Source organism: Tautonia sp. JC769 (assembly GCF_040717455.1).
Taxonomy (GTDB): Bacteria; Planctomycetota; Planctomycetia; order Isosphaerales; family Isosphaeraceae; genus Tautonia.
This window is the reverse complement of record NZ_JBFEFH010000036.1, coordinates 21249-40801: the sequence shown is the minus strand read 5'-3', so window position 1 is coordinate 40801 and position 19553 is coordinate 21249. Positions and strand designations below refer to the sequence as shown.

General features: G+C 70.0%; 13 protein-coding genes. 5 read left to right on the top strand and 8 right to left on the bottom strand.

The genetic code is table 11. The annotated features are described in order from the left end of the window. Positions 1–117: 117 nt before the first annotated feature. The 3 genes from AB1L88_RS24415 to AB1L88_RS24405 form a co-directional block, all read right to left on the bottom strand. A complete protein-coding gene (locus AB1L88_RS24415; RefSeq protein WP_367099317.1) occupies positions 118–2895 on the bottom strand; it encodes a hypothetical protein in 2778 nt (925 codons plus the stop codon). Between the two features lie 540 nt (positions 2896–3435). Next, positions 3436–4383: a diadenylate cyclase gene (locus AB1L88_RS24410; RefSeq protein WP_367099316.1), complete on the bottom strand. Its 948-nt coding sequence runs from the start codon at positions 4381–4383 to the stop codon at positions 3436–3438. A 448-nt stretch (positions 4384–4831) separates the two neighbouring features. Further along, positions 4832–6064: a cytochrome c peroxidase gene (locus AB1L88_RS24405; protein WP_367099329.1), complete on the bottom strand. Its 1233-nt coding sequence runs from the start codon at positions 6062–6064 to the stop codon at positions 4832–4834. 707 nt (positions 6065–6771) lie between these two features. Here AB1L88_RS24405 and AB1L88_RS24400 point away from each other — a divergent pair. After that, positions 6772–9087 carry an FG-GAP-like repeat-containing protein gene (locus tag AB1L88_RS24400; protein WP_367099315.1) on the top strand — a complete coding sequence of 772 codons (2316 nt, stop codon included), beginning with the start codon at positions 6772–6774 and terminating at the stop codon, positions 9085–9087. Between the two features lie 180 nt (positions 9088–9267). Here the strand turns inward: AB1L88_RS24400 and AB1L88_RS24395 are convergent, their stop codons facing one another. Together AB1L88_RS24395 and AB1L88_RS24390 are read right to left on the bottom strand one after the other, a co-directional pair. Further along, positions 9268–10596: a DUF1501 domain-containing protein gene (locus tag AB1L88_RS24395; RefSeq protein WP_367099314.1), complete on the bottom strand. Its 1329-nt coding sequence runs from the start codon at positions 10594–10596 to the stop codon at positions 9268–9270. A gap of 179 nt (positions 10597–10775) precedes the next feature. Then, a complete protein-coding gene (locus tag AB1L88_RS24390) occupies positions 10776–11432 on the bottom strand; it encodes a hypothetical protein (protein WP_367099313.1) in 657 nt (218 codons plus the stop codon). Positions 11433–11651: 219 nt separating this feature from the next. Here AB1L88_RS24390 and AB1L88_RS24385 point away from each other — a divergent pair, with 219 nt between their 5' ends. From AB1L88_RS24385 to AB1L88_RS24370, 4 genes are all read left to right on the top strand, one after another. Then, on the top strand, positions 11652–12347 hold the full coding sequence (locus tag AB1L88_RS24385; protein ID WP_367099312.1) for a DUF1080 domain-containing protein: 696 nt from the start codon (positions 11652–11654) through the stop codon (positions 12345–12347). A 272-nt stretch (positions 12348–12619) separates the two neighbouring features. Next, complete coding sequence (locus AB1L88_RS24380) at positions 12620–13318, top strand: VTT domain-containing protein (protein ID WP_367099311.1); 699 nt, start codon at positions 12620–12622, stop codon at positions 13316–13318. Positions 13319–13354: 36 nt separating this feature from the next. Further along, positions 13355–14668, top strand: coding sequence for a radical SAM protein (locus AB1L88_RS24375; protein ID WP_367099310.1), 1314 nt, complete (start codon positions 13355–13357; stop codon positions 14666–14668). Continuing rightward, positions 14665–16002, top strand: a complete 1338-nt coding sequence (locus tag AB1L88_RS24370; RefSeq protein ID WP_367099309.1) for a hypothetical protein — start codon at positions 14665–14667, stop codon at positions 16000–16002. Before AB1L88_RS24375 ends, AB1L88_RS24370 begins: the two co-directional genes overlap by 4 nt. A gap of 67 nt (positions 16003–16069) precedes the next feature. Here AB1L88_RS24370 and AB1L88_RS24365 read toward each other — a convergent pair whose 3' ends face one another. From AB1L88_RS24365 to AB1L88_RS24355, 3 genes are all read right to left on the bottom strand, one after another. Beyond that, on the bottom strand, positions 16070–16504 hold the full coding sequence (locus tag AB1L88_RS24365) for an HNH endonuclease signature motif containing protein (RefSeq protein WP_367099308.1): 435 nt from the start codon (positions 16502–16504) through the stop codon (positions 16070–16072). Next, positions 16494–16868, bottom strand: coding sequence for a hypothetical protein (locus AB1L88_RS24360; RefSeq protein ID WP_367099307.1), 375 nt, complete (start codon positions 16866–16868; stop codon positions 16494–16496). The genes AB1L88_RS24365 and AB1L88_RS24360 overlap by 11 nt, the downstream gene beginning before the upstream one ends. A gap of 87 nt (positions 16869–16955) precedes the next feature. Further along, positions 16956–19364, bottom strand: a complete 2409-nt coding sequence (locus AB1L88_RS24355; protein ID WP_367099328.1) for a M1 family aminopeptidase — start codon at positions 19362–19364, stop codon at positions 16956–16958. Positions 19365–19553 lie beyond the last annotated feature (189 nt).

The window sequence follows — 19553 nt, the reverse complement described above, 5'->3', positions numbered from 1 at the left end:
GGGGCGGACGCCACAAGGGGGGGGAGCCCGGTCGGGGGGCGGAGCGGGTCCGGATCGGTGGACGGAGCCCCCTCCTCCAGGCAAGGGGATTCCGTCCCCCGATGTTCCATGTCGGGATCAAGGTGCGGGCGGGGGCGCCGGGCGGGGTTCGGCGGCGGGGGGCGAGGAGGCTCGGGCGATTTCCCGGAAGTAGAGGCGGATGAGGGTGGCGTAGTCGGGGTGGTAGCGGTCGGTCGAGGAGCGGAGCATCTCGGTGCGGAGATGGCCGGGCAAGGAGCCCCAGAGGCGATCGGAGCGGAGGTCGAGGTCGGCGTCGGGGTCGGCCACGCCGGCGGCGGCCGATCCGGAGGGAGGGGCGGACGGCTCCTGATCGGTCGGCGACGAGGGGGGCGCGGCGCCGGGGGCCTGGGCGAGCATCCGGGCGAGCTGCTCGGCCTGGGCGTTCGGGTCGGCGGGGCCGGAGGCCTGGCGGAGCTGTTCGGCGGCGCGTCGCATGGCCTCGGCGGCTGATCGGGAGGCGTCGGAGGATCGGGAGGGGTCGCCGCCGGCCTGTTGCAGGTCGCGTTGCGCGGCGTCGGCCTCGGCCCGGGCGGCCTGGGCGGACTCGTCGAGTTCGGGGGTGCGTTCGATCAGGTCGGCCAGGGCCTGGGTCAATTGCTCCTGGGCCTGGCGGAGTTGTTCGAGGGCCTCGGGGTCGATTGAGGGTTCTGCCGCGGGGTCCTCGGCGTCGGAAGGGGGGGCGGACATGGCGTCGGCGCGGTCGGCCAGCTCGGATTCCTGGCGGGCGAGGTCGGCCAGTTGGGGCCGGGCGGCGGCGGCCCGGGCGAGGTCGTCGAGCCGTTCCGAGAGGGAGTCGAGCCGGTTGGAGGAGGCGGCGAGTTCCTGCTCGGCGCGGCGGAGGTCGTCGGGGCGGTCGGCGGTCTCGGCGGTTTGGGCGTCGTCGAGGGCGGCGCGGGCGGCGTCGGGCTCGGCCGCGGCGGCCTGCCGGATGGCGTCGCCGATGGGCTCGAGCATGGCGTCGTCGTGGAGCGAATCGGCGAGGTCCCGGAGCCGATCGACCAGGTCCTGGGCCGATTCGGCGAGGCGGTCGAGGTCGGCTTGCTGGCGGTCGGACCAGCGTCTCGGGTCGCGCCGGGCGGCCTCGGCGGCGGCGCGGAGCGGCCCGGAGCGGAGGCGATCCTCGGCGGCCTGGCGGGCGAGGGCGTCGAGGGCCTCTCGGATCGGGCGGAGCGCCTCGTCGCGCCGGTCGGCGTTGTGGCGTTCGATGTCGGCGACGATGGCGACGGGCCGGGGGTCCGACCATGCCTCGTTCGGCCCGCGAGGGGGGGGCAGGGAGTCGACGACCCGGACCCGGATGGACACGGAGTCGCCGCCGGTGAGGGCCAGGGGGGTGAGATCCCACTCGGCCAGGCCCCGGGCCGCAGGGGAGCCGAGGCCGTCGAGCGAGAGGGGGATGACCTCCTGTTCCGGCTCGTCGTGCGGGGAATCGGGGCGATGGATCGTGACATGAAGCTCGGCGGCGGCGACGGCCAGGTCGTCCCGGGCGGCGACGGGGACGACCAGGCGATCGCCGGGCCCGAGGGCCTCGGCCCCGTCGCCGAGGGCGACGGCGGGGGGGGCGTCGGGCTGGACGTCCAGGAGGCCGGGGGGGGCGGAGCGGTCGGCCAGCCCCCGGGCATCCTCGGCGGTGATCGCGAAGGGGCCGGACGCGGAGGCGACGACCTCGGCCGTCCAGCGGGTGCGGTTGGTGCCGTCGGCGTCACGCGCGGGGGTCAGCTCGATCGGGTCGGGGGGGCCGTCTGCCCCTTCTTCGGGCCAGTCGAGGGTGACGCGGTGGCTCGGGAGGTCGGTGGTTACGGTGATCGCGACGAGGCTGTCTTGCCGGGCGACGACGACGGATGAGGAGGGGTCGTCGATCGTCGAGGGGGGCAGGCCGGTGTAGGCGGGAGGGGTGATCGTCCAGCGTTGCGAGGCGACTCGGGGAGGGTCGACGACCGAGACGCGGAAGGCGCGGGTCCGGGCGGGTCCGGCGGTGATCCGGTAGGTGATGGCACCCTCGACCGCAGGGAGGGTGAGGGCGAAGGTCTGGTCGTTGGCGTCGCTTGAGGGGGAGCCGGGGCCCATGGTCAGGGAATGGGAGGAGCCGGAGGCGTCGGTCCAGGCGATCCGGGCGGAGTCGGGGACGGATGGGCCGAATCGGGGGCGGACGACGGCGGAGATGGTGAGCGGCTCGCCCCGGGCGAGCAGGGCGTCTCCCGGCTCGACGAGAATGGCGAGCTGTCCGGCCGTGCCGGGGTCGGTCCAGGGCATCAGGACGCGGCGGGCGAGCAGGGCGAAGGGGTCGGGGGCCAGGACGCCGGGCAGGGCGACCAGGGCGACCGCCGCCAGGCCCAGGGCGAGGTGTCGCCGAGGGCGGCGGAGCGGGACGGCGAGGCGGGGGGCGATGGATTTGGCGTCGTCGGCGGCCCGGTCGACGAGGGCGGCGATCAAGGTCGGAGAGCCGTGGGCAAGTTCGCCGTCCTCGATCAGGGCGACGGCCGCCGAGAGGCGTTCGCCGGCCTCGGGGCGGGCCCGCTCGGCGACGGCGGCCAGGGCGTGTCGGGCGGGGCGTCGGAGGATCGCCCGGAGGAGAATCAGGCTGAGCCCGACCGATGCCAGGCCCACCGCCGAGAGCCAGACGGCCCATCGCGCGGGGTCGGTCAGGGGCCGGAGGCCATCGACGATCATGGCCCCGGCGACGATCGCCGCGAGGAGGCCGAGCAGGCGGCCGAGGCCGGTCATGGCCCTCGCCCATCGCAACCGGCGATCGACGCCGCGGAGCGCCTTGCGGATCGGCAAGGGCAGGCGGGGCGATCGAGGGCGCTTCGGGGGGGGGGCGGGGGGGGCCAGGGTCATGGGTCGGGTTCCCTTTTGGGCCGAGGAGGGGCGGCTCGGTTCGGCACGTTTGGGACCGCTCGGGCGCAGGGTTCTCCGGGTGCTCCCAGTGTATCGAGGCAAGGGAAGGGGGGCCACGCGGTTGGCTCGGCGTTTTGGGGGACGTGAGCGTGCTTTTGCGTGTGTTGCGGTCGCGGGTGAGGGAGGTGGTGGTCGGAGCGCAAGGCGTGGTGTTCTGGGCAGGGACCCCTCACCCCGGCCCTCTCCCCGCGGGCGGGGAGAGGGGGACGGGAGCGGATCGGCGTTTCCTGGCGAGCGAGCCATCTCAACCCTCGCCCCCTCTGGGGGAGAGGGTGGCCGAAGGCCGGGTGAGGGGGCAGTTGGCCAGCTCGCCACGCCTTGCGATCCGGCCGGGGACCCCTCACCCCGGCCCTCTCCCCGCGGGCGGGGAGAGGGAGAGGGAGGCGGATGTGGCCAGGACTTACGGGAAGAGGGAGGCGGGGGCCGCAACGATTCCAAAAAAAGGGGGAGGAAGCAAGGGGGGAGGGGGGATGGCGGGGGCTAATTGCCTTTTTCGGCGCGGGGGGGGGGAGGCTCGATCTCGGGGTCGGTCCACTTGAGGGCGCGGGCGCGGCCGATGGGGGCGATGCGGAGGACGATCTCGCCGTTCTGGAAGATGCGGACGGTGCCGGTCGACTCGCTGACGGCGACGGCGACGGCGGTGGTGACCTTGGTGATGGCGGCGCCGGTCCAGTGGCGGGTGCCGAGCCCTTTCGGGAGGGCGAGGCCGGTGGTCGGGGCGTCGATCATCTGGCAGGCGGCCTCGACCGTGCCGTCCCGGGAGACGACGATGGCGCCGTCGAGCTGGGCGATCTCCTTGATGGCCTCGCGGACGCGGGCGTCGCGGATGTTGCGCTCCTTGCGGCGGTAGCCCTTGACGGGGTCGAAGCCGAGGGTGCGGGCGCGGGCCATGACCTCTCGGGTGTCGCCGACGACGATCAGGGTGCCGACGGGCTTGCCCTCGCGGCCCTCGCGGCCGACGGCCACGGCGATGTCGACGATGGCCTTGAGCGTCTCGAACGGGACGCTGGTCTCGAGGGCGCGGAGGTCTCGGGCGCTGAGGCGTTCGAGGCGCTCGCCGAGGCGGATGGTGCTGATCGAATCGAGGTCGGAGTCGAAGGCGGCGTAGACGACGACGACGCGGGCGCCGGAGCGGAGCAGGTCGTTGGCGACCGACTCGATGAGGGCCAGGGTGATGCGCTCGACGATCCCGGCGTCGACCGGCTCGACCTCGACGGGGACCAGGCCGGCCTCGGCCACGGTCTCGACGTGCTTCTCGAGGACGGCGACGAGGACCCGGGTGGACTGGCAGACCTCCCGGACGGCTTTCCAGTCGAGGTTGCCCTCGGGCAGCACGAGCAAGCCGGCGGCCCCGAGCTGATCGACGGCCTCGCAGGCCATTTCCAGCAGGTGCGACGTCGTCTTGTTCAGTGTGCTCGGCAACGTCACGACTGGCCCCCGCCTCGGTGCGTTACGACGATCCCCGACTCCCAAAACCACGGATCGACGGGTCGGCCGTCCGACGTGTCGACCACCGGGACGAGGGACGCGGCCCCGGGGCGTCCAATGCCTGAACGCACCGGGGGTTCCCGCCCGGCATGACGTCCGACCGCCCTCGCCCGATCGTCCCTCCGAGCCCGGCAGCTTAACAGCGCGTGGCGGACCTGCCAAGTCGAGCCATCCCATCGGCGCCGATTCTGTCTGAACTTTTCCGGAGGGGGCCGGCCCCTGGAGTGGTCTTGGGGGGGGAGGGAAGGGGATCGAGAGCCGGCGCGGAGGCTGGGCGAGCATCAGGAACTTCGAGGGATTGCCGGCCCGTGCCCGGGAACCGCCGGCGGCGGCGGTTCCCGGGGAAGCAAGATGATCATGCGGAGATGAGCATGGGCATGGTCGGGGTTTACTCGGGGAGCCGCTCGGTCTCGACCGGGGGCAGGGGGCCGGTGCAGGCTTCCATGAAGGCGACGAGGTCGAGCTTCTCCTGCTCGGTCAGGTCGATCGGCTTGATCTTGTCGCTGAGGTTCTTGTTAGGGATGCCCCCCTTGGCGTAGTGCTCGACGACCTCGAGGAGGGTCTGCTGGCTGCCGTCGTGCATGTAAGGGGCGGTCTGGGCGACGTTGCGGATGGTGGGGGTCTTGAACGCCCCCCAGTCCTTCGGGTCGCCGGTGACGGCGAAGCGGCCGACGTCGGGGTCGTCCGAATCCATGCCGACGCCGAGGTTGTGGTAGAGCTCGTCGGCGAGGTTCGGGCCGACGTGGCAGGCCGAGCAGTTGACGCGCTGGCTGAAGAACAGCTCGCGGCCGCGGCGGGCCTCCTCGGACATCGGGTTCTTCTCGGCGTCGGCCTTCACGGCGAGGTACTGCGTGTAGAGCTCGGGCTCGAATTCCTCGATGTCTTCGAGTTCCGAGGGGTCGAGCTGGGCGAACTTGGCCAGTTCCTCGGCGTAGTCGAACGGGGACGGGCCGGTGACGATGGCGCGCTCGAAGGTGGCGATGGCCTTGCCGATGGTCTCGATCGTGATGCCGTCGTCGGGGAAGATCTCCTCGAACTGGAGGACGTAGCCGGGGATGCGGCGGATGGTGTCGACGGCGACGTCGTGCGTGTTGCCCATCTCGATCGGGTTGGCGATGGGGCCGATCGCCTGCTCTTCGAGCGAGGCGGCCCGGCCGTCCCAGAACTGAGGGCCGGAGAGGATGCGGTTGTAGGCCGTCGGCGAGTTGCGGTTGCCCTGCTGGTCGAGGATGCCGATGCCGAACTGCGTCGGCGAGGCGTAGCCGGTGCCGGGGGCGTGGCAGGTGGCGCAACTGATCGTGCGGTCGGCCGAGAGGCGGGTGTCGAAGTAGAGCTGGCGGCCCAGCTCGACCTTGGCGCGGGTCATCGGGTTCTCGGTCAGGCCGATCATCTGGGCGGCCCCGGCCGAGAGGCCGAGCGGCAATGTGACGTCGAGGACCTTGTGATTGTCCTCGTCGGCCAGCCAGGCCTGGATCTGATCGGTCGTCAGGGGGCCTTCGCCCGGGATCCCCGCCGTCAGGGACGGATCGCCGAGGACGACGGCAAGCCGAGGGTCGTCCTGGGCACCGACCGGGGAGGCGAGGAGGACCGCAAGCAGCGCGGCCGGAACGATTCGGGTCATCATGCGCATCGACTCCTGGGAAACTTGCCGATTCCGCAAGGTCTTGCGATCGTCTTGTGGGAAACCGGCGAGGGGGGGGAGGGCGGATGGAGGGTGGGCGGCGAGACCGAAGCAATCGGGGTCCGGGCGGGGGATGGCCGCGCGATCGGCCCGGGTACGAAGCGGCGTACCGTGCGGGGCCGATCGCCGGGAAGTCCTTCCGGAGGGGTGAGTGCGTGACCCCAAGGGCGAGCCTGCGACAGGGGCACCCGGGGCCGGGGCACGCCGTCTTCCATTGTAGTGGGATCGGGCGGTCGCTGACAAACCTCGATCGGGAGGCGTGGACCGTTTGCGACGCGGGGAGGTGGGCGTGGCAGGTCGTCGGGTGGTCGGAACCGCGCCCCGATTTTGCCGGGACGGCGTCGGGAAACCGGCCGGACGGGGCGCCGTGACCTAGGGTTGGATTTGAGCGGTTCTCGCGAGTGTGCCGATGGTGCCGGCTCCCCCATGTTGCTCGGCCTTCGGCCCTCTTGGGTTCCCGAATCGGGAGCGAGAGATTGGTCGGGTCGGACTCGTCGCGTGTCGCGGGGCATTGCGTTGCCCGAGGGGCGGGGGGTTCGGCCGGGATCGGGAGCGCCGCGGACGGGGCGAAGGAATGCGACGGACGGCCCCAGGGGATGGGCAGACCCCTCTGATCGGATCGGTTTGCATCCACGAGCACGGTTCCCATGAGCACGATCCGGCGGCGAACTCGGACAACCCGGCTGGAGGTCAGTCCGCTCGAGGCCCGGACGCTGATGAGCGTCGATCTCGACGGCGTGCACGCGCTCTTTCATGCGCATTTGAACTACGGGCGGCAGGTCGGCGCGTTGCACTGGATCCCCCTGGGAGGGGTCGCAGACGCGGACTCGGGCTGGCAGGCCCGGCCTCCGATGACGCCCGAAGCGGGGGCGCGAGAGGCGAACGTGGAGTGGGCGAGCCGGATCGATGAATTGCAGCGTCTCGGGCACCCGGGGCTGCACCACATCGACCCGATCACGGGGACCGATCCCACCGATCGGCACCAGGGGCACGTGATTGCCGGGACGGGCATGGCGGAGAATGTCTACGGGGGGCCGCTGTCGGGGCCGATGAACCTGACGCCGCGGGGGCCGATCGAGGCGCTCGGGCCGTGGGTGGCCAGCCCGGGGCACTTCAACAACCTGAACACGATCTGGTCGGGCTGGAACCCGGCGATGCTGGCGCAGATCGACCGCTACGGGGTGGGGTCGAACTGGGAAGGAACGCCGGAGGACCGGCTGAGCGGGTCGTATGTCTCGTTCTCGTCGTATGCGAGCGTCGCTCCGGGCCCGTCGGTGGCGATCCGGGCGTTGACGGGGGTGGTCTTCGACGACCGGAACGGGAACGGGTGGCTCGACCTGGGGGAGGGGCGGTCGGTGACGATCCGGGCCATGTCGCTCGACACCGGGGCGGTGGTGGAGACGACCTCGGACGGCGGGGGCATGTATCAACTGCCGCTGGCGACCGACGCGGGCTATCGGGTCGAGGTGACGGGGCCGGGGATCGACGCGCCGATGGTGCGTGACGTGTCGATGGGCCAGACGAACCGGACGGCGAACGTGGTGATGGGGCGCGGGGTGTTCCTCGATTACGCCGAGGTGATCGCCCCGACCATCCCCCGGAAGCGGCCGACGGCGTTCCCCGAAACGGTGAGCGTGGCGGCGGGATCGCCGGTGACGGTCGAGCTGACGGCCTCGGCGAAAGCGGGGCAAGGGGACAGGGTGTTCGTGGTCGACGCGATGACGACCGAGGGGATTCCGGTCCAGACGACGGACTGCGGCATCACCCTGACCCCGACGGTGGGGACGACGACGGTGATTTATGTGATCGCCAACGAGGCCGGCTTGCTGGCCGCCTCGACGGTGACGATCACCGCGACGAGCCCGCCCCCCGGGACCCCGCCGCCGCCGACGGCGCCGCCGCCCACCGAACCCACCGGGCCGACGACGCACGAGCCGGCCGATTACGACGGCGACGGCATGGCCGACCTGGCGTTGACGCGCTACAACGCGAGCCTTCGTGCATTGGTCTTCGAGCTCCGGCTCTCGAACGGGGGGAACCCGGTGACGGAGCAGCGGAGCATCGCCGATGTGTCGCCGCACGTGATCCCGGTCGTCGGCGATTTCGATGGCGACGGCAAGACCGACCTGGCGGTGGTCGACCCGATGGCGGTGGTGGGCGGCGGATCGGTGCCGAACGCGACGGTCTGGATCGTCGTGTCGTCGCGATCGGGCCTGCGCCAGGAGATCCCGTTCGGGGCCGCGGGGGTGCTCGACCGGCCGGCCCCGGCCGACTTCGACGGCGACGGGACGACGGACATCGCCACCTTCCGGGCCAGCAGCGACCTGACCCCGGGTGCGGCCGAGTGGTTCATCCTGCCCTCGGGGGCGGGGGGGGCGTTCCGGGTGGCCTTCGGCGCGGCGGGGGGCTCGGACCTGCCGGCCCCGTTCGACTTCGACGGCGACGGCCGGGCCGAGATCGCCACCTTCCGTCCGGTCAGCGACCTGGCCCCGGGCGCGGCGCAGTGGTTCATCCTGCCCTCGTCGGCGAACGACCTGCAATTCCGGGAACGTCGGGGGGCGTATCCGGTGACGTTCGGGGCCTCGGGGAACGCGGATCAGCCGGTGGTGGCCGACTACAACGGCGACGGCCGGGCCGACATCGCCGCGTTCCGGTCGGTCAGCGACCTGGCGCCGGGATTGGCCCAGTGGTTCATCCTGCCCTCGGCCGAGCCGTTCCCGAGCTTCGGCGGCGGCTATCCGATGACGTTCGGGGTGGCCGGGGTGATCGCCGCCGTGGGCGACTACGACGGCGACGGCCGGCCCGATCCGGCCGTCTTCCACCCCGCGTCGGGGCGCTGGACGATCCGACGCTCGACGGACGGGGTGCAGCAGGAGATCGCCTTCGGATCGACCGGCGCCCGGGTGGCGCCGGTGCTGGCCCCGCTCTATTTCCGGCTCCGGGCGACGCAGAATCTGGCGTGATCGGGGGGATGGCGAGCGTTTTCGAACCCTGTAGGGTCCGCTGTGCGGACCGATTGGTTCGATGCGATCAGGAACGGTCCGCACAGCGGACCCTACAGGACTATTTCCGGCTCCGGGCGACGCAGAATCTGGCGTGATCGGGGGGGCTCGCTGCGCTCGACCTCAGCCACCCCTTCGGGCTCAGATCAAGGCGCGGATCGGCCGGGCGGTGCTGGGGAGGATGGGGATGGGTCGGCCGGCGAGGTCGTCGACGAAGGCGTGGGGGTCGATGCCCATCGCGTGGTAGACGGTGGCGAGGACGTCTTGATAGTGGATGGGCGAGGCGACGGCGTAGGCGGCGTGCTTGTCGGTCGAGCCGATGACCTGGCCGACGTTCAGGCCGCCGCCGGCGATGAGGGCGTTGGAGACGGGGGCCCAGTGGTCGCGGCCGGCGTCCTTGTTGACCTTCGGGGTGCGGCCGAACTCGCCCCAGACGACGACGGTGACGTCCTGGTCGAGCCCCCGGGCGTGGATGTCGTCGACGAGGGCGGAGATGCCCTGGTCGAACAGGGGGAGGTGGTTGCGGAGGTGGTTGAAGTTGTTGCCGTGGGTGTCCCAGAAGCCGTAGGCGACGGTGACGACCCGGGCACCGGCCTCGACCAGGCGGCGGGCCATCAGGAGCTGGTCGTTCCACATCGGGGCGCCGTCGCCGAGGTGCTTCGACGAGCCGATGCCGTAGCGGTCGCGGACCTTCGGGTCTTCCTTCGTCACGTCGAGGGCTCGGGCGACGGTGTCGGAGGTCAGGACGTTGAAGGCGCGCTGGTAGAAGGCGTCGAGGCCGGCGACGGGCTGGCTGTCGACGTCGCGTCGCCAGTCGTCGAAGCGGTCGAGCAGGGCGCGGCGGCGGTCGAAGCGGGCGGGCTCGACGGTGGTCTGGGTCATCAGTTCCTGGTCGCCGTCGCCGAGGCGGGCACCGGCGTAGCTCAGGCCGAGGTGGCCGGGGCCCCCGCTGTTATACGGGCGGTGCTGCATGGTCGGGAACAGGTCGACGAACGGCGGCACGACGGGATCGACCACGCCCTGGACGCGGGAGACGACCGAGCCGAAGTGCGGCTTGCCCTCGCGCTGGGCCTGGGTCATGGGGTAGCCGGTGAGGTTCTGCCAGCTCGTGTGCTCGTCGCGGAGGCCGACGATGGATCGGATGACGGCGAGCTTGTCGGCCGACCGGGAGAGCATCGGCAGCAGCTCGCCGAACCGGACGCCGGGCAGGGCGGTGTCGATCGGGTTGAACTCGCCCCGGATCTCGGCGGGGGCCTCGGGCTTCAGGTCGAACGTGTCCTGGTGGGAGATGCCGCCGGAGAGGTAGACCATGATGACCGCCTTGTGCGACCGGCCGATCCCCGCCGCCTGTTCGGCACGCAGGAGGCCGGGGAGGCCAAGGCCCCCCATCGCCAAGGCGCCGAGCTTCAGGAACGATCGTCGCGACCGGCCGTCGCAGTAGCGATACGAAGGGCCTCCGAGCGTCAACATCGCCGATCGCCTCCGGGCTCGTATTGGGACAGGACAGGAGCGAAGCAAAGCGTCCCCGGGCCGGCCGAGGAGGCGGCACGGTGCTGGCGGATTGTTCGAAGAATATCAAACACGAGGGGGGATGCGATAGATGGAAGTGGTGATTTGATGACGCGGGATCGGGTTGCGTCCCTTTCGGTTCAGCGCGAGCCGAAGTAGAAGCCGATCCAGGCGGCGGCCAGGTGTTCCGGGCCGTTCGAGCCGAGCCGGGGGATGACGACGCGGAGGTCGTCGGGCAGGAAGGGGGAGGCCTGGTCCCAGGTCAAGGCGACCAGGACGACGGCGGCGCCGAGCGCGATAAATGCCTTCAAATCCTCGACCAACCGCATGGCGTCGGGGTTCCGGGAGAAGGCGTCGGCGGGCATCAGGGCCTTGAACAGGGCGCCGAGCAGGAAGCCGCCGATGAGCAGGAGGGTGACGGCGGCCGGGCTGGTGTCGATCGGGCCGAGCCGGTTCTCGCCGTAGAGGAAGACGGCCACGCCCACGAAGGCACCGACGAGGAGCAGGCGGACGGTCCCCTTCGGCAGATAGAGCGGCGGCGGGACGGCGGCGTCGGCCTCGGTGGGGGCCTCGGAGCGGGGGCGGCTTCGGGAGGCGAAGTAGTGGCCGAGGATGATGAACATCAGGTCGCGGAGGTAGGCCGGCACCTCGCGATCGGGGTGCAGGGCGAGCGACCCGCTGACGGTCGCCGCGATCGCCAGGGCGAGCAAGGCCCGGACGCTGCCCGGGGGCAGGCCGAACGCGTTGCGCTTCTTCCATTCGGGGGGCTTCGGGGGCTTCTCGTAGCGTTGTGTCATGGGCTCGAAATCTCTCGGGTGAAGTAGGGGGCCGTCGAGGACTCGACGGCATCCTACGGGAAGGGTGGCACGCTGGGGCGTTGCGTCGGGAAGGCGGTGTCCGCCATCCTATCAGGGAGTTCGTCTCAGCAGGCCGGGGATTCCGAACCGCTGCCGGATGGTCGTTCACGTTGGGAATTCCAGGCTCGAACCCTAACCATGTCGAAGGGGAAGCTCCCAATGATCGCGACGCCCCGTCCCGCTCCCGTGTTGCTGTTGATGGGGGCGATGCTCGCCCTCCCCGCCGCGGCCTGGGCCGATGCCGACGAGGCCCCGGCCCCGATCGTCCTCTTCGACGGCGAAACCCTCGACGGCTGGAAGGCGGCCGATTTCTACAAGCCGGGCGAGGTGTCGGTGAAGGACGGCGCGATCATCCTGGCCGCCAGCGAGGTGTCGGGGGGGATGACGGGGATCACCACCACCCGGGAGGACCTGCCGACGACCAACTACGAGTTCTCGTACCGGGCCAAGCGGTTGTCCGGCCGCGACTTCTTCGCCGCCGCGACCTTCCCGGTGGGCGAGAACTTCCTGACGCTCGTCAACGGCGGCTGGGGGGGGAGCGTGACCGGCCTGTCGAGCATCGACGGGGCCGATGCCTCGGAGAACCTGACCGGCACCTATCAGAAGTATGCCGACGACACGTGGTACTCCTTCCGCATCCGGGTGACCGACGCCGCCATTGAATGCTGGATCGACGACGAGAAGCTGATCACCTTCGAGGACCCCGGCGACCACCACCTCGACACCCGGCTCGAGACCCGGGTGAACCACCCGCTCGGCTTCGCCACCTGGCAGACCGGGGGGGCGGTGAAGGACATCGTCGTGCGACCGCTCGCGGCGGAGGAGATCCCGGCGACCTCGGACGAGGACCGCTGAGCCTTCGGGGAGGGAGGGGACCTCGCGCAGAGACGCGGAGGCGCGGAGAAGAAGAGGGGAGTGAGAGGGGAAGAGACGTTGCTCGCCTCGCTTCTCCGCGGCCCTGCGCGCAATCCTGCTCCTCGTTGTTGGAATGCGTGGGTGATTGCTGGTCGGGCAATCGGCGGTGCGGGCCTCGACAAAGATGGTAGACTTGACGGAGGTTGCCGGGCTTGCCGCCCGGCGATTGGCCGTGGTGCGCCGAGTCGCCGCACCCGTGGATTGGCTCCGGAGTGACCCTCGCGATGAACTTCCGCCGGAAACTGATCGTGCTGATTGTGGGGATCGTGGCCGTCTTGCTGACGCCGTACTTCCTCTGGCACGAGCAGATGGACGCCTATTTCGAGTCGGAGAGCTACCAGGCGTGGCTGATCTCGGTCAAGCCGTTCGCCTGGCTGATCGGCATGTCGCTGATCGTGGGCGACCTGGTCTTGCCGATCCCGACGCCGCCGATCATGGCGACGTTGGGGACGCTCTACGGCACGCTGCTCGGCGGCATGATCGCCTCGACCGGCTCGGTGCTGGCCGGCTTGACGGCCTACGGCACGGCCCGGATCTTCGGCGACAAGGGGGCCAGGATGCTCGCCAGCGAGGACGAGCTGGCGCGGTTCCGGAGCTTCTTCGACTCGTGGGGGGTGGCCGGGATCATCGCCTCGCGGGCCCTGCCGATCCTGCCGGAGGTGCTCACCCTGCTCGCGGGGGTCGCCGGGATGCACTTCGGCCGGTTCCTGATGGCCCTGGTGCTGGGGTCGGTGCCGATCGGCATGCTGATGGCCGGGGCCGGGGCGTGGGCGGGCAGCTCGTCGACCTTGCTGGTGGTCGTGACCTTGATCCCGGCGGGCCTGTGGATCGGGTATGTGATGGTGGTGGGGGGACGATCGGAACCCGCGGTGGCGCGGGAGGCCGAATCGGTCGCCGAGCCGACCCCGTGACGGTGGCGTGCGAGGCATTCGCCGGGGGGAAAGAGCGTGCCCCACGTCGCCTTCGTGCCGTTCACCGGGTTTCGCGTCCGGGATGAGGAGATGCGGGACCTGGGGATGGCGATGCCCGGCCTGCAAGGACGGGCGGGGGCCATCGGCCAGTTGCCGGCGCTGGGGGTGTTGACCCTGGCGGGGATGGTGCCGCCGTCGTGGTCGGTGAGCCTGCATGAGTCGGGAACGTTGGAGCTGGAGGACCTGGCCGAGCGGGTGCTCGAAGGGCGGCCCGAGCTGGTGGCCGTCTCGGCGTTGACGGCATCGGTGGAGGAGGCGTATCGCTTCAGTGCCCTGGTCCGGCGGGCAGGGGTGCCCGTGGTGCTGGGCGGATTGCACGCGACGGCCTGCCCGGACGAGGCGAGGCGATTCGTCGATGCGGTGGTGGTGGGGGATGGGGAGTCGTCCTGGCCGGTGGTCTTGCGGGACGCCGAGCGGCGCACATTGAAGCCGGTCTACCGGGCGGATCGGCCGTTTGATTTGAGGCAGGCGCCGATGCCGAGATTCGACCTGCTCGGCAAGGGGGCTCGCCCTCGGTTCACGATCCAGACGCAGCGCGGGTGTCCGTTGGCCTGTGATTTCTGCGGGGCGAGCCGGATGCTCGGCCCCTGGCGGGAGAAGCCGGCTGCGAAGGTGGCCGAGGAACTCGCGGCGATCCGGGCGATCGAGCCGCGTCCGGTGGTCGAGCTGGCCGACGACAACACGTTCGCCGGGCGTCGGGAGCCAGGGCCGTTGCTGGAGGCCCTGGCCGGGTCGGGCGTGCGGTACTTCACCGAGGTCGATTGGCGGGTGGGCGAGCGGCCGGAGATCCTGGGACGCCTGGCGGCATCGGGGTGCGTTCAGGTGCTGATCGGCCTGGAATCGTTGGAGATTCGCCACGCGGGGATGGGGCCGAAGGCGGCCCCATTGGCCCGGATGATGGAGGCGGTCGCGGCGATCCAGGAGGCGGGGGTGGCGGTCATCGGCTGCTTCGTGGTCGGGGCCGAGGGGGAGACGGAAGGGTCGCTCGACCGGCTCGGCGCGTTCCTGGAATCGGCCCCGCTGGCCGACGTGCAGCTCACGCTCCAGACGCCGTTTCCGGGGACGGCGTTGTACGATCGGCTCCGCCAGGAGGGGAGGCTGCTGCCCGATCGCGGCTGGTCGTCGTATACCCTGTTCGACGTGACGTATCGGCCGGATGCGATGAGTGTGGAGGCCCTTGAGTCAGGATTCCGGGGGCTGGTCCGTCGTACCTTCTCGGCCGGACCGGCGAAGCAAAGGCGGGCGATCCGGCGAAAGGTCTGGGCCAGGCATCCGGGATTGGCACCATGAGCATCAGGGCGGTCTTTGCGTTTTTGATGGGCGATCGGCGGGCGATCCTGGCGATTGCTGCGGACAGGAGGGCGCTGGTGGTCGGGGCCTTGCTGGTCCTCTCGGCGGCGGTAGCGAGGAATTATGACCAGGTGTGGTTGATCGGCGAGCCCTGGCGATTGCTCGGGCCGTTCGTGGCCTCGCTGGCGATCAGCGTCCCGTTGTTTTTGACGATCTATGGCTTCGCCCGCCTGAAGGGGATGGTACCGGTCGGGATGGCTCGGGCGTATGGGGCGTTCCTCGCGCTCTACTGGATGACCGCGCCGCTGGCCTGGCTGTACGGGGTTCCGTACGAGCGATTCCTGGACCCGCTGGATGCGGTGAGTAAGAACCTCTGGACGTTGGCGTTGGTGTCGGTCTGGCGGGTGGCCTTGATGGTCCAGGTCGTGTCGGTGATCTTCGGGATGAAGGTGCGGGTGGCGCTCCCCCTGGTGATGCTGGTGGCCGACGCGGCGGCGTTGACGGCGCTCTGGTTCATCCCCTTGCCGGTCGTCGGCATGATGGGAGGGGTGAGCCCCGAGCAGGAGGCCGTGGCGTTGACGGCCTTGATGGTCAGGGCGTTGGGAATCCTCAGCCTGCCGGTCTGGATCGTCCTGGTCATCTGGTTCGCGAGCAACTCGGAGGAGATCCCCGAGTGGCAGGTGCCCGCGGAACCCGAGCCCCACGCCGCGGGACGAGGGGCGATCGTCTTTGCCGGGCTGGCGCTGCTCGCGTGGGCGGCCTTGCTGCCGATCACGCAGCCGGGGCAACTGCGGGCGCACCGGGTCGATCTTGCCTATGACGAGGGCGGCCCGACGGCGGCCCTGGCGCTGATGTCGAGCCACGATCGGCGCGACTTCCCCCCCGGCTGGGTCGCTCCCCCTCGCCGATTTCCCGGCGAGCCGACGACCGATGAGGTCTTCGACATGCTGGAGGCGTTGGCCGAGCAGCCTCATGCCGACTGGGTCGAGGATGTGTATGCCGATCGGTTCATCAATCGGGTCCGCTACGACTGGTTCGAGTGGCCTGCGGAACTGCTGGACCAGCACGCCGAGCGGCTCGCCGCCATCCTGACCCACCTGCGACGCGGTCCCGGGATGGTTCGGGAACTGGACCGGGTGGCCCGGCAATGGGGGAACCAATCGATCGAGCAACGGCTGGAGGACGAATCTCTCTCGGAATCGAGGCGGGAGGCCCTTCAGGCCCTGGGCCGGCTTGCCCGGACCGAAGAGGATGAGGACGAACCGACTTCGGCTCCCGAACCCGAGGCCCCACCGGAGGACGGCGGGGCGACTCCGGGCGACGAGGGGACGTGATCATCGGCCGATCAGGACGCATCAATCCAGATGGCAACGCCTCCGTTCCCTTGTCGGGGCTACGACTCTACAGCTCGGTCGGTGGGTGCCAGCCGGCGAGGACCCAGTAGGAGCGAACGACGAGTGCGTCCGGGTCGGTGTCGAGCTGCAAGGCGACGACGGTGGCACGCCCTGCCGGGGTCAAACCGACGATTCGGAGGCCATCCTCCGACCAGCGAAAATGCTCGGCCCAGCGTTGCCGGCGAGGATGGAACAAGGGAACCTCCCCGCCGGTTTCCGGATCGATCGCGGAAAGGCGGTCCCCTTTGTGGCGGTTGCAGAGCGGACAGCTCAGCCAGAGGTTCGACTCATCATTGGTCCCGCCTCGGGAGAGGGGGACGACGTGCTCGATTTCCAGGCGGGCCATGACCAGGTGTTGCGGGCTCAGGCAGTAGCCGCAGCGATTCCCCGCATCCTGGCGAACCCGGCGAACGAGTTCGACGGCCAGGTACTCACGAGACATCGTCGGTCGGCGGCGGTCGGAGCCCTCGGGAAACCGCTTCCTTCCAGGCGCGGGCCTTCAGGAGGAGCCCGCCGCGGTAGGAATGCATCAAGGTGTCGAGCCGCTGGCGGTCGGGCTCGGAGAGCGGGCCTTCGCGATGACGGGCGAGCAGGGCGCTCAGTTCGTCCTGGTCGTCGGGAGCGAGCATCAGGTCGCAAAGGGCGAGCAGGGCGTCGTCGGGGAGGGCTTCGACGTCGGGCTCCTCGACTGCGCGGCGGAGCCAATCGACCACGGCGTCTTCGAAGCGACGGTGCGTCGCCGCGGCCAGGGCGCGGGCTCGCCGGGCCAACTCGTCCGGGATTTCCAGGGTGAGTGTTTCGCTCATCAATGGCCCCTTTCCTTCCGTGGGAATTCTAGCGGTTCGGGGAAGCGATCGGAAGGGCGGGGCCGTCGTTGAGCCTGGGAGCGACGATCAGGTGTCGTCGGCCTCGTCCTTCGAGTCCTCCGACTCCTTCGCTTCGGCCTCCCGGGCCTTCTTCTCCGCCTCCTGGGCGCGGCGCATGGGGTTGTCGCCGGGGCCGCGGCCCGAGGACTTGAAGAGCTGGAAGCGGGAGGGGGTGGGGCGGCGGGGCCAGTGGTTGTTGGCGAGGTCGATGTCGGCGGTCTCGAGGTGGGGGTCGAGGGTGATCGAGACGACCGGCTTCTCGGTGATGAGGAGCTTGGTCACGCGCTCGGAATTGCGGCGCCAGATCTCGGCGGGGATGCGGACCTCCTCGGTCGAGTCGTCCTCGAAGGTCAGTTCGAGGATGACGGGCATGACCAGGCCGCCGACGTTCGACAGCTCGACGATCGAGAAGTGGGCCTTGGTGGCGAGCAGCTCCTTTTCCTCGTCGGTGAGGCCGGCGAGGAAGCGCTCGAAGGATTCCTTCTCATCCTCGGTGACGGCGAGGTCGTCGTACTCGTTGTAGAAGTCCTTCAGCTCGGGCTTCGCGTCGACGAACTTGGGCAGGTCCTTGTTGCGGGCCTGGGAGAGGGTGGTGGGGGCCTCCTCGCGGGCCTTGCGTTCGAGTGCCTTGCGGACCTCGGGGTCGCCGGTGTCGATGGTGTAGAGGGTGAGGCCGTCGATCGACAGGTCGACATGATCGGTGGTGTAGAACCAGCCGTGGAAGAACCAGTCGAGGTCGGTGCCGGTGGCGTCTTCCATCGTGCGGAAGAGGTCGGCGGGCATCGGCCGCTTGAACTTCCAGCGATGGGCGTACTCCTTGAAGGCGTAGTCGAACAGGTCGCGGCCGAGGATGCTCTCGCGGAGGATGTTGAGCGCCGTGGCGGGCTTGGCGTAGGCGTTGGGGCCGAACTGGAGGATCGTCTCGCTGTTGGTCATGATCGGCACCTGCTGGGTGCTGCGCATGTAGGAGACGATGTCCTGCGGCTCTCCGCGGCGGGAGGGGTAGTTCTCTTCCCACTCCTGCTCGGAAAGATACTGCAAGAAGGTGTTGACCCCCTCGTCCATCCAGGTCCACTGGCGTTCGTCGCTGTTGACAATCATCGGGAAGTAGTTGTGCCCGACTTCGTGGATGATGACCGAGATCAACGCGTACTTGGTGCGGTCGGAGTAGGTGCCGTCCTTCTCGGGCCTCGGGCCGTTGAAGCAGATCATCGGGTATTCCATGCCGCCGACCGGCCCGTTGACCGACTGGGCGACCGGGTACGGATAATCGAATGTGTAGCGCGAGTAGACGTTCAGGGTGTGGATGATCGAGGCGGTCGAGTACTGGCTCCAGAGCGGCTCCCCCTCGTTCGGGTAGAAGCTCATGGCCATGACCTTGTTGCCGCCGACGTCGTGCCCCTGGGCGTCCCAGATGAACTTGCGGGAGGAGGCGAAGGCGAAATCCCGGACGTTCTCGGCGCGGAAAATCCAGGTCTTCTTGCCGGAAGGCTTGGATTTCTCGTTCTCCTTGGCCTCCTCGGGGGTGACGATGAAGACGGGCTTGTCGGCGGTCTCGGCCTCCTTCAGGCGCTCGACCCATTCGGGCTTGAGCACGTCTTCCGGATTGACGAGCACGCCGGTCGAGGAGACGACGTGGTCGTCGGGCACGGTGATCCGCACGAGGTAGTCGCCGAATTCGAGGGTGAACTCGCCGCGGCCGAGGTACTGCTTGTGCTGCCAGCCGTTGACGTCGGTGTAGGCGGCCATGCGGGGGAACCACTGGGCGATCTCGTAGATGCAGTTGCCGTCGTCCTCGAAGTACTCGAAGCCGGTCCGGCCGCCGATGACGCTCGAGTCGTTGATGGCGTACTCCCAGGCGATCGCGAAGACGAACTGCTCGCCGGTGCGCAGGGGGTTCGGCAACTCGACGCGCATCATCGTCTTGTTGACGGTGTAGTCGAGGGCCTCGCCCGAGGAGGCCTCGACCGATTCGATCGTCACGCCGCCGTCGAAGGTCTGGCGCGCGAGGATGCCCTTCAGCGCGTCGAACGAGACGCGGTCGCCGAAGCCGGGGGCGGTGGCGGTGGTCACGGCGTCGGCGTCGGGGCGGAAGAGGTTCGGGTCGAGCTGGAGCCAGACGTACTTGAGCGTGTCGGGCGAGGCGTTGGTGTAGGTGATCGTCTCGCGGCCGATGATCCGGCGGTTCTCGTCGTCGAGCTCGACGTCGATGACGTGGTCGGCCCGCTGCTGCCAGTAGCCCCGGCCGGGCGCCCCGGAGGCGGTGCGGGCCTCGTTCGGCGTGGGGAGGACTTCCTCAAGCTGGCGGAACTTGTCTTCCTGAGTGTATTTCTCGTTCTTGATCTGAGCCGAGCACGGCGAGGCCAGCAGCAGGACGGCAAAACACGGGGTCGTCGCCGCCAGGACGCGGCGGGTGGATTGAAGCAAAAGGCGCATGGTCATCGGCATCGACTCGCTCGGGCGGGGCCATCGGGGGCGTCGATCGGGGCGTCTCGAATGATCGCGACTGCGGGGAGAGGGCCTTCGATCTTGTCGAGCTGCCCTTGCCAGTGTCAAGAAGACGGACCTGGAGAACTCGTGACGGGGAGGGGCCGGGCGGGCAGGCAGGGACGCCCGATGATGATG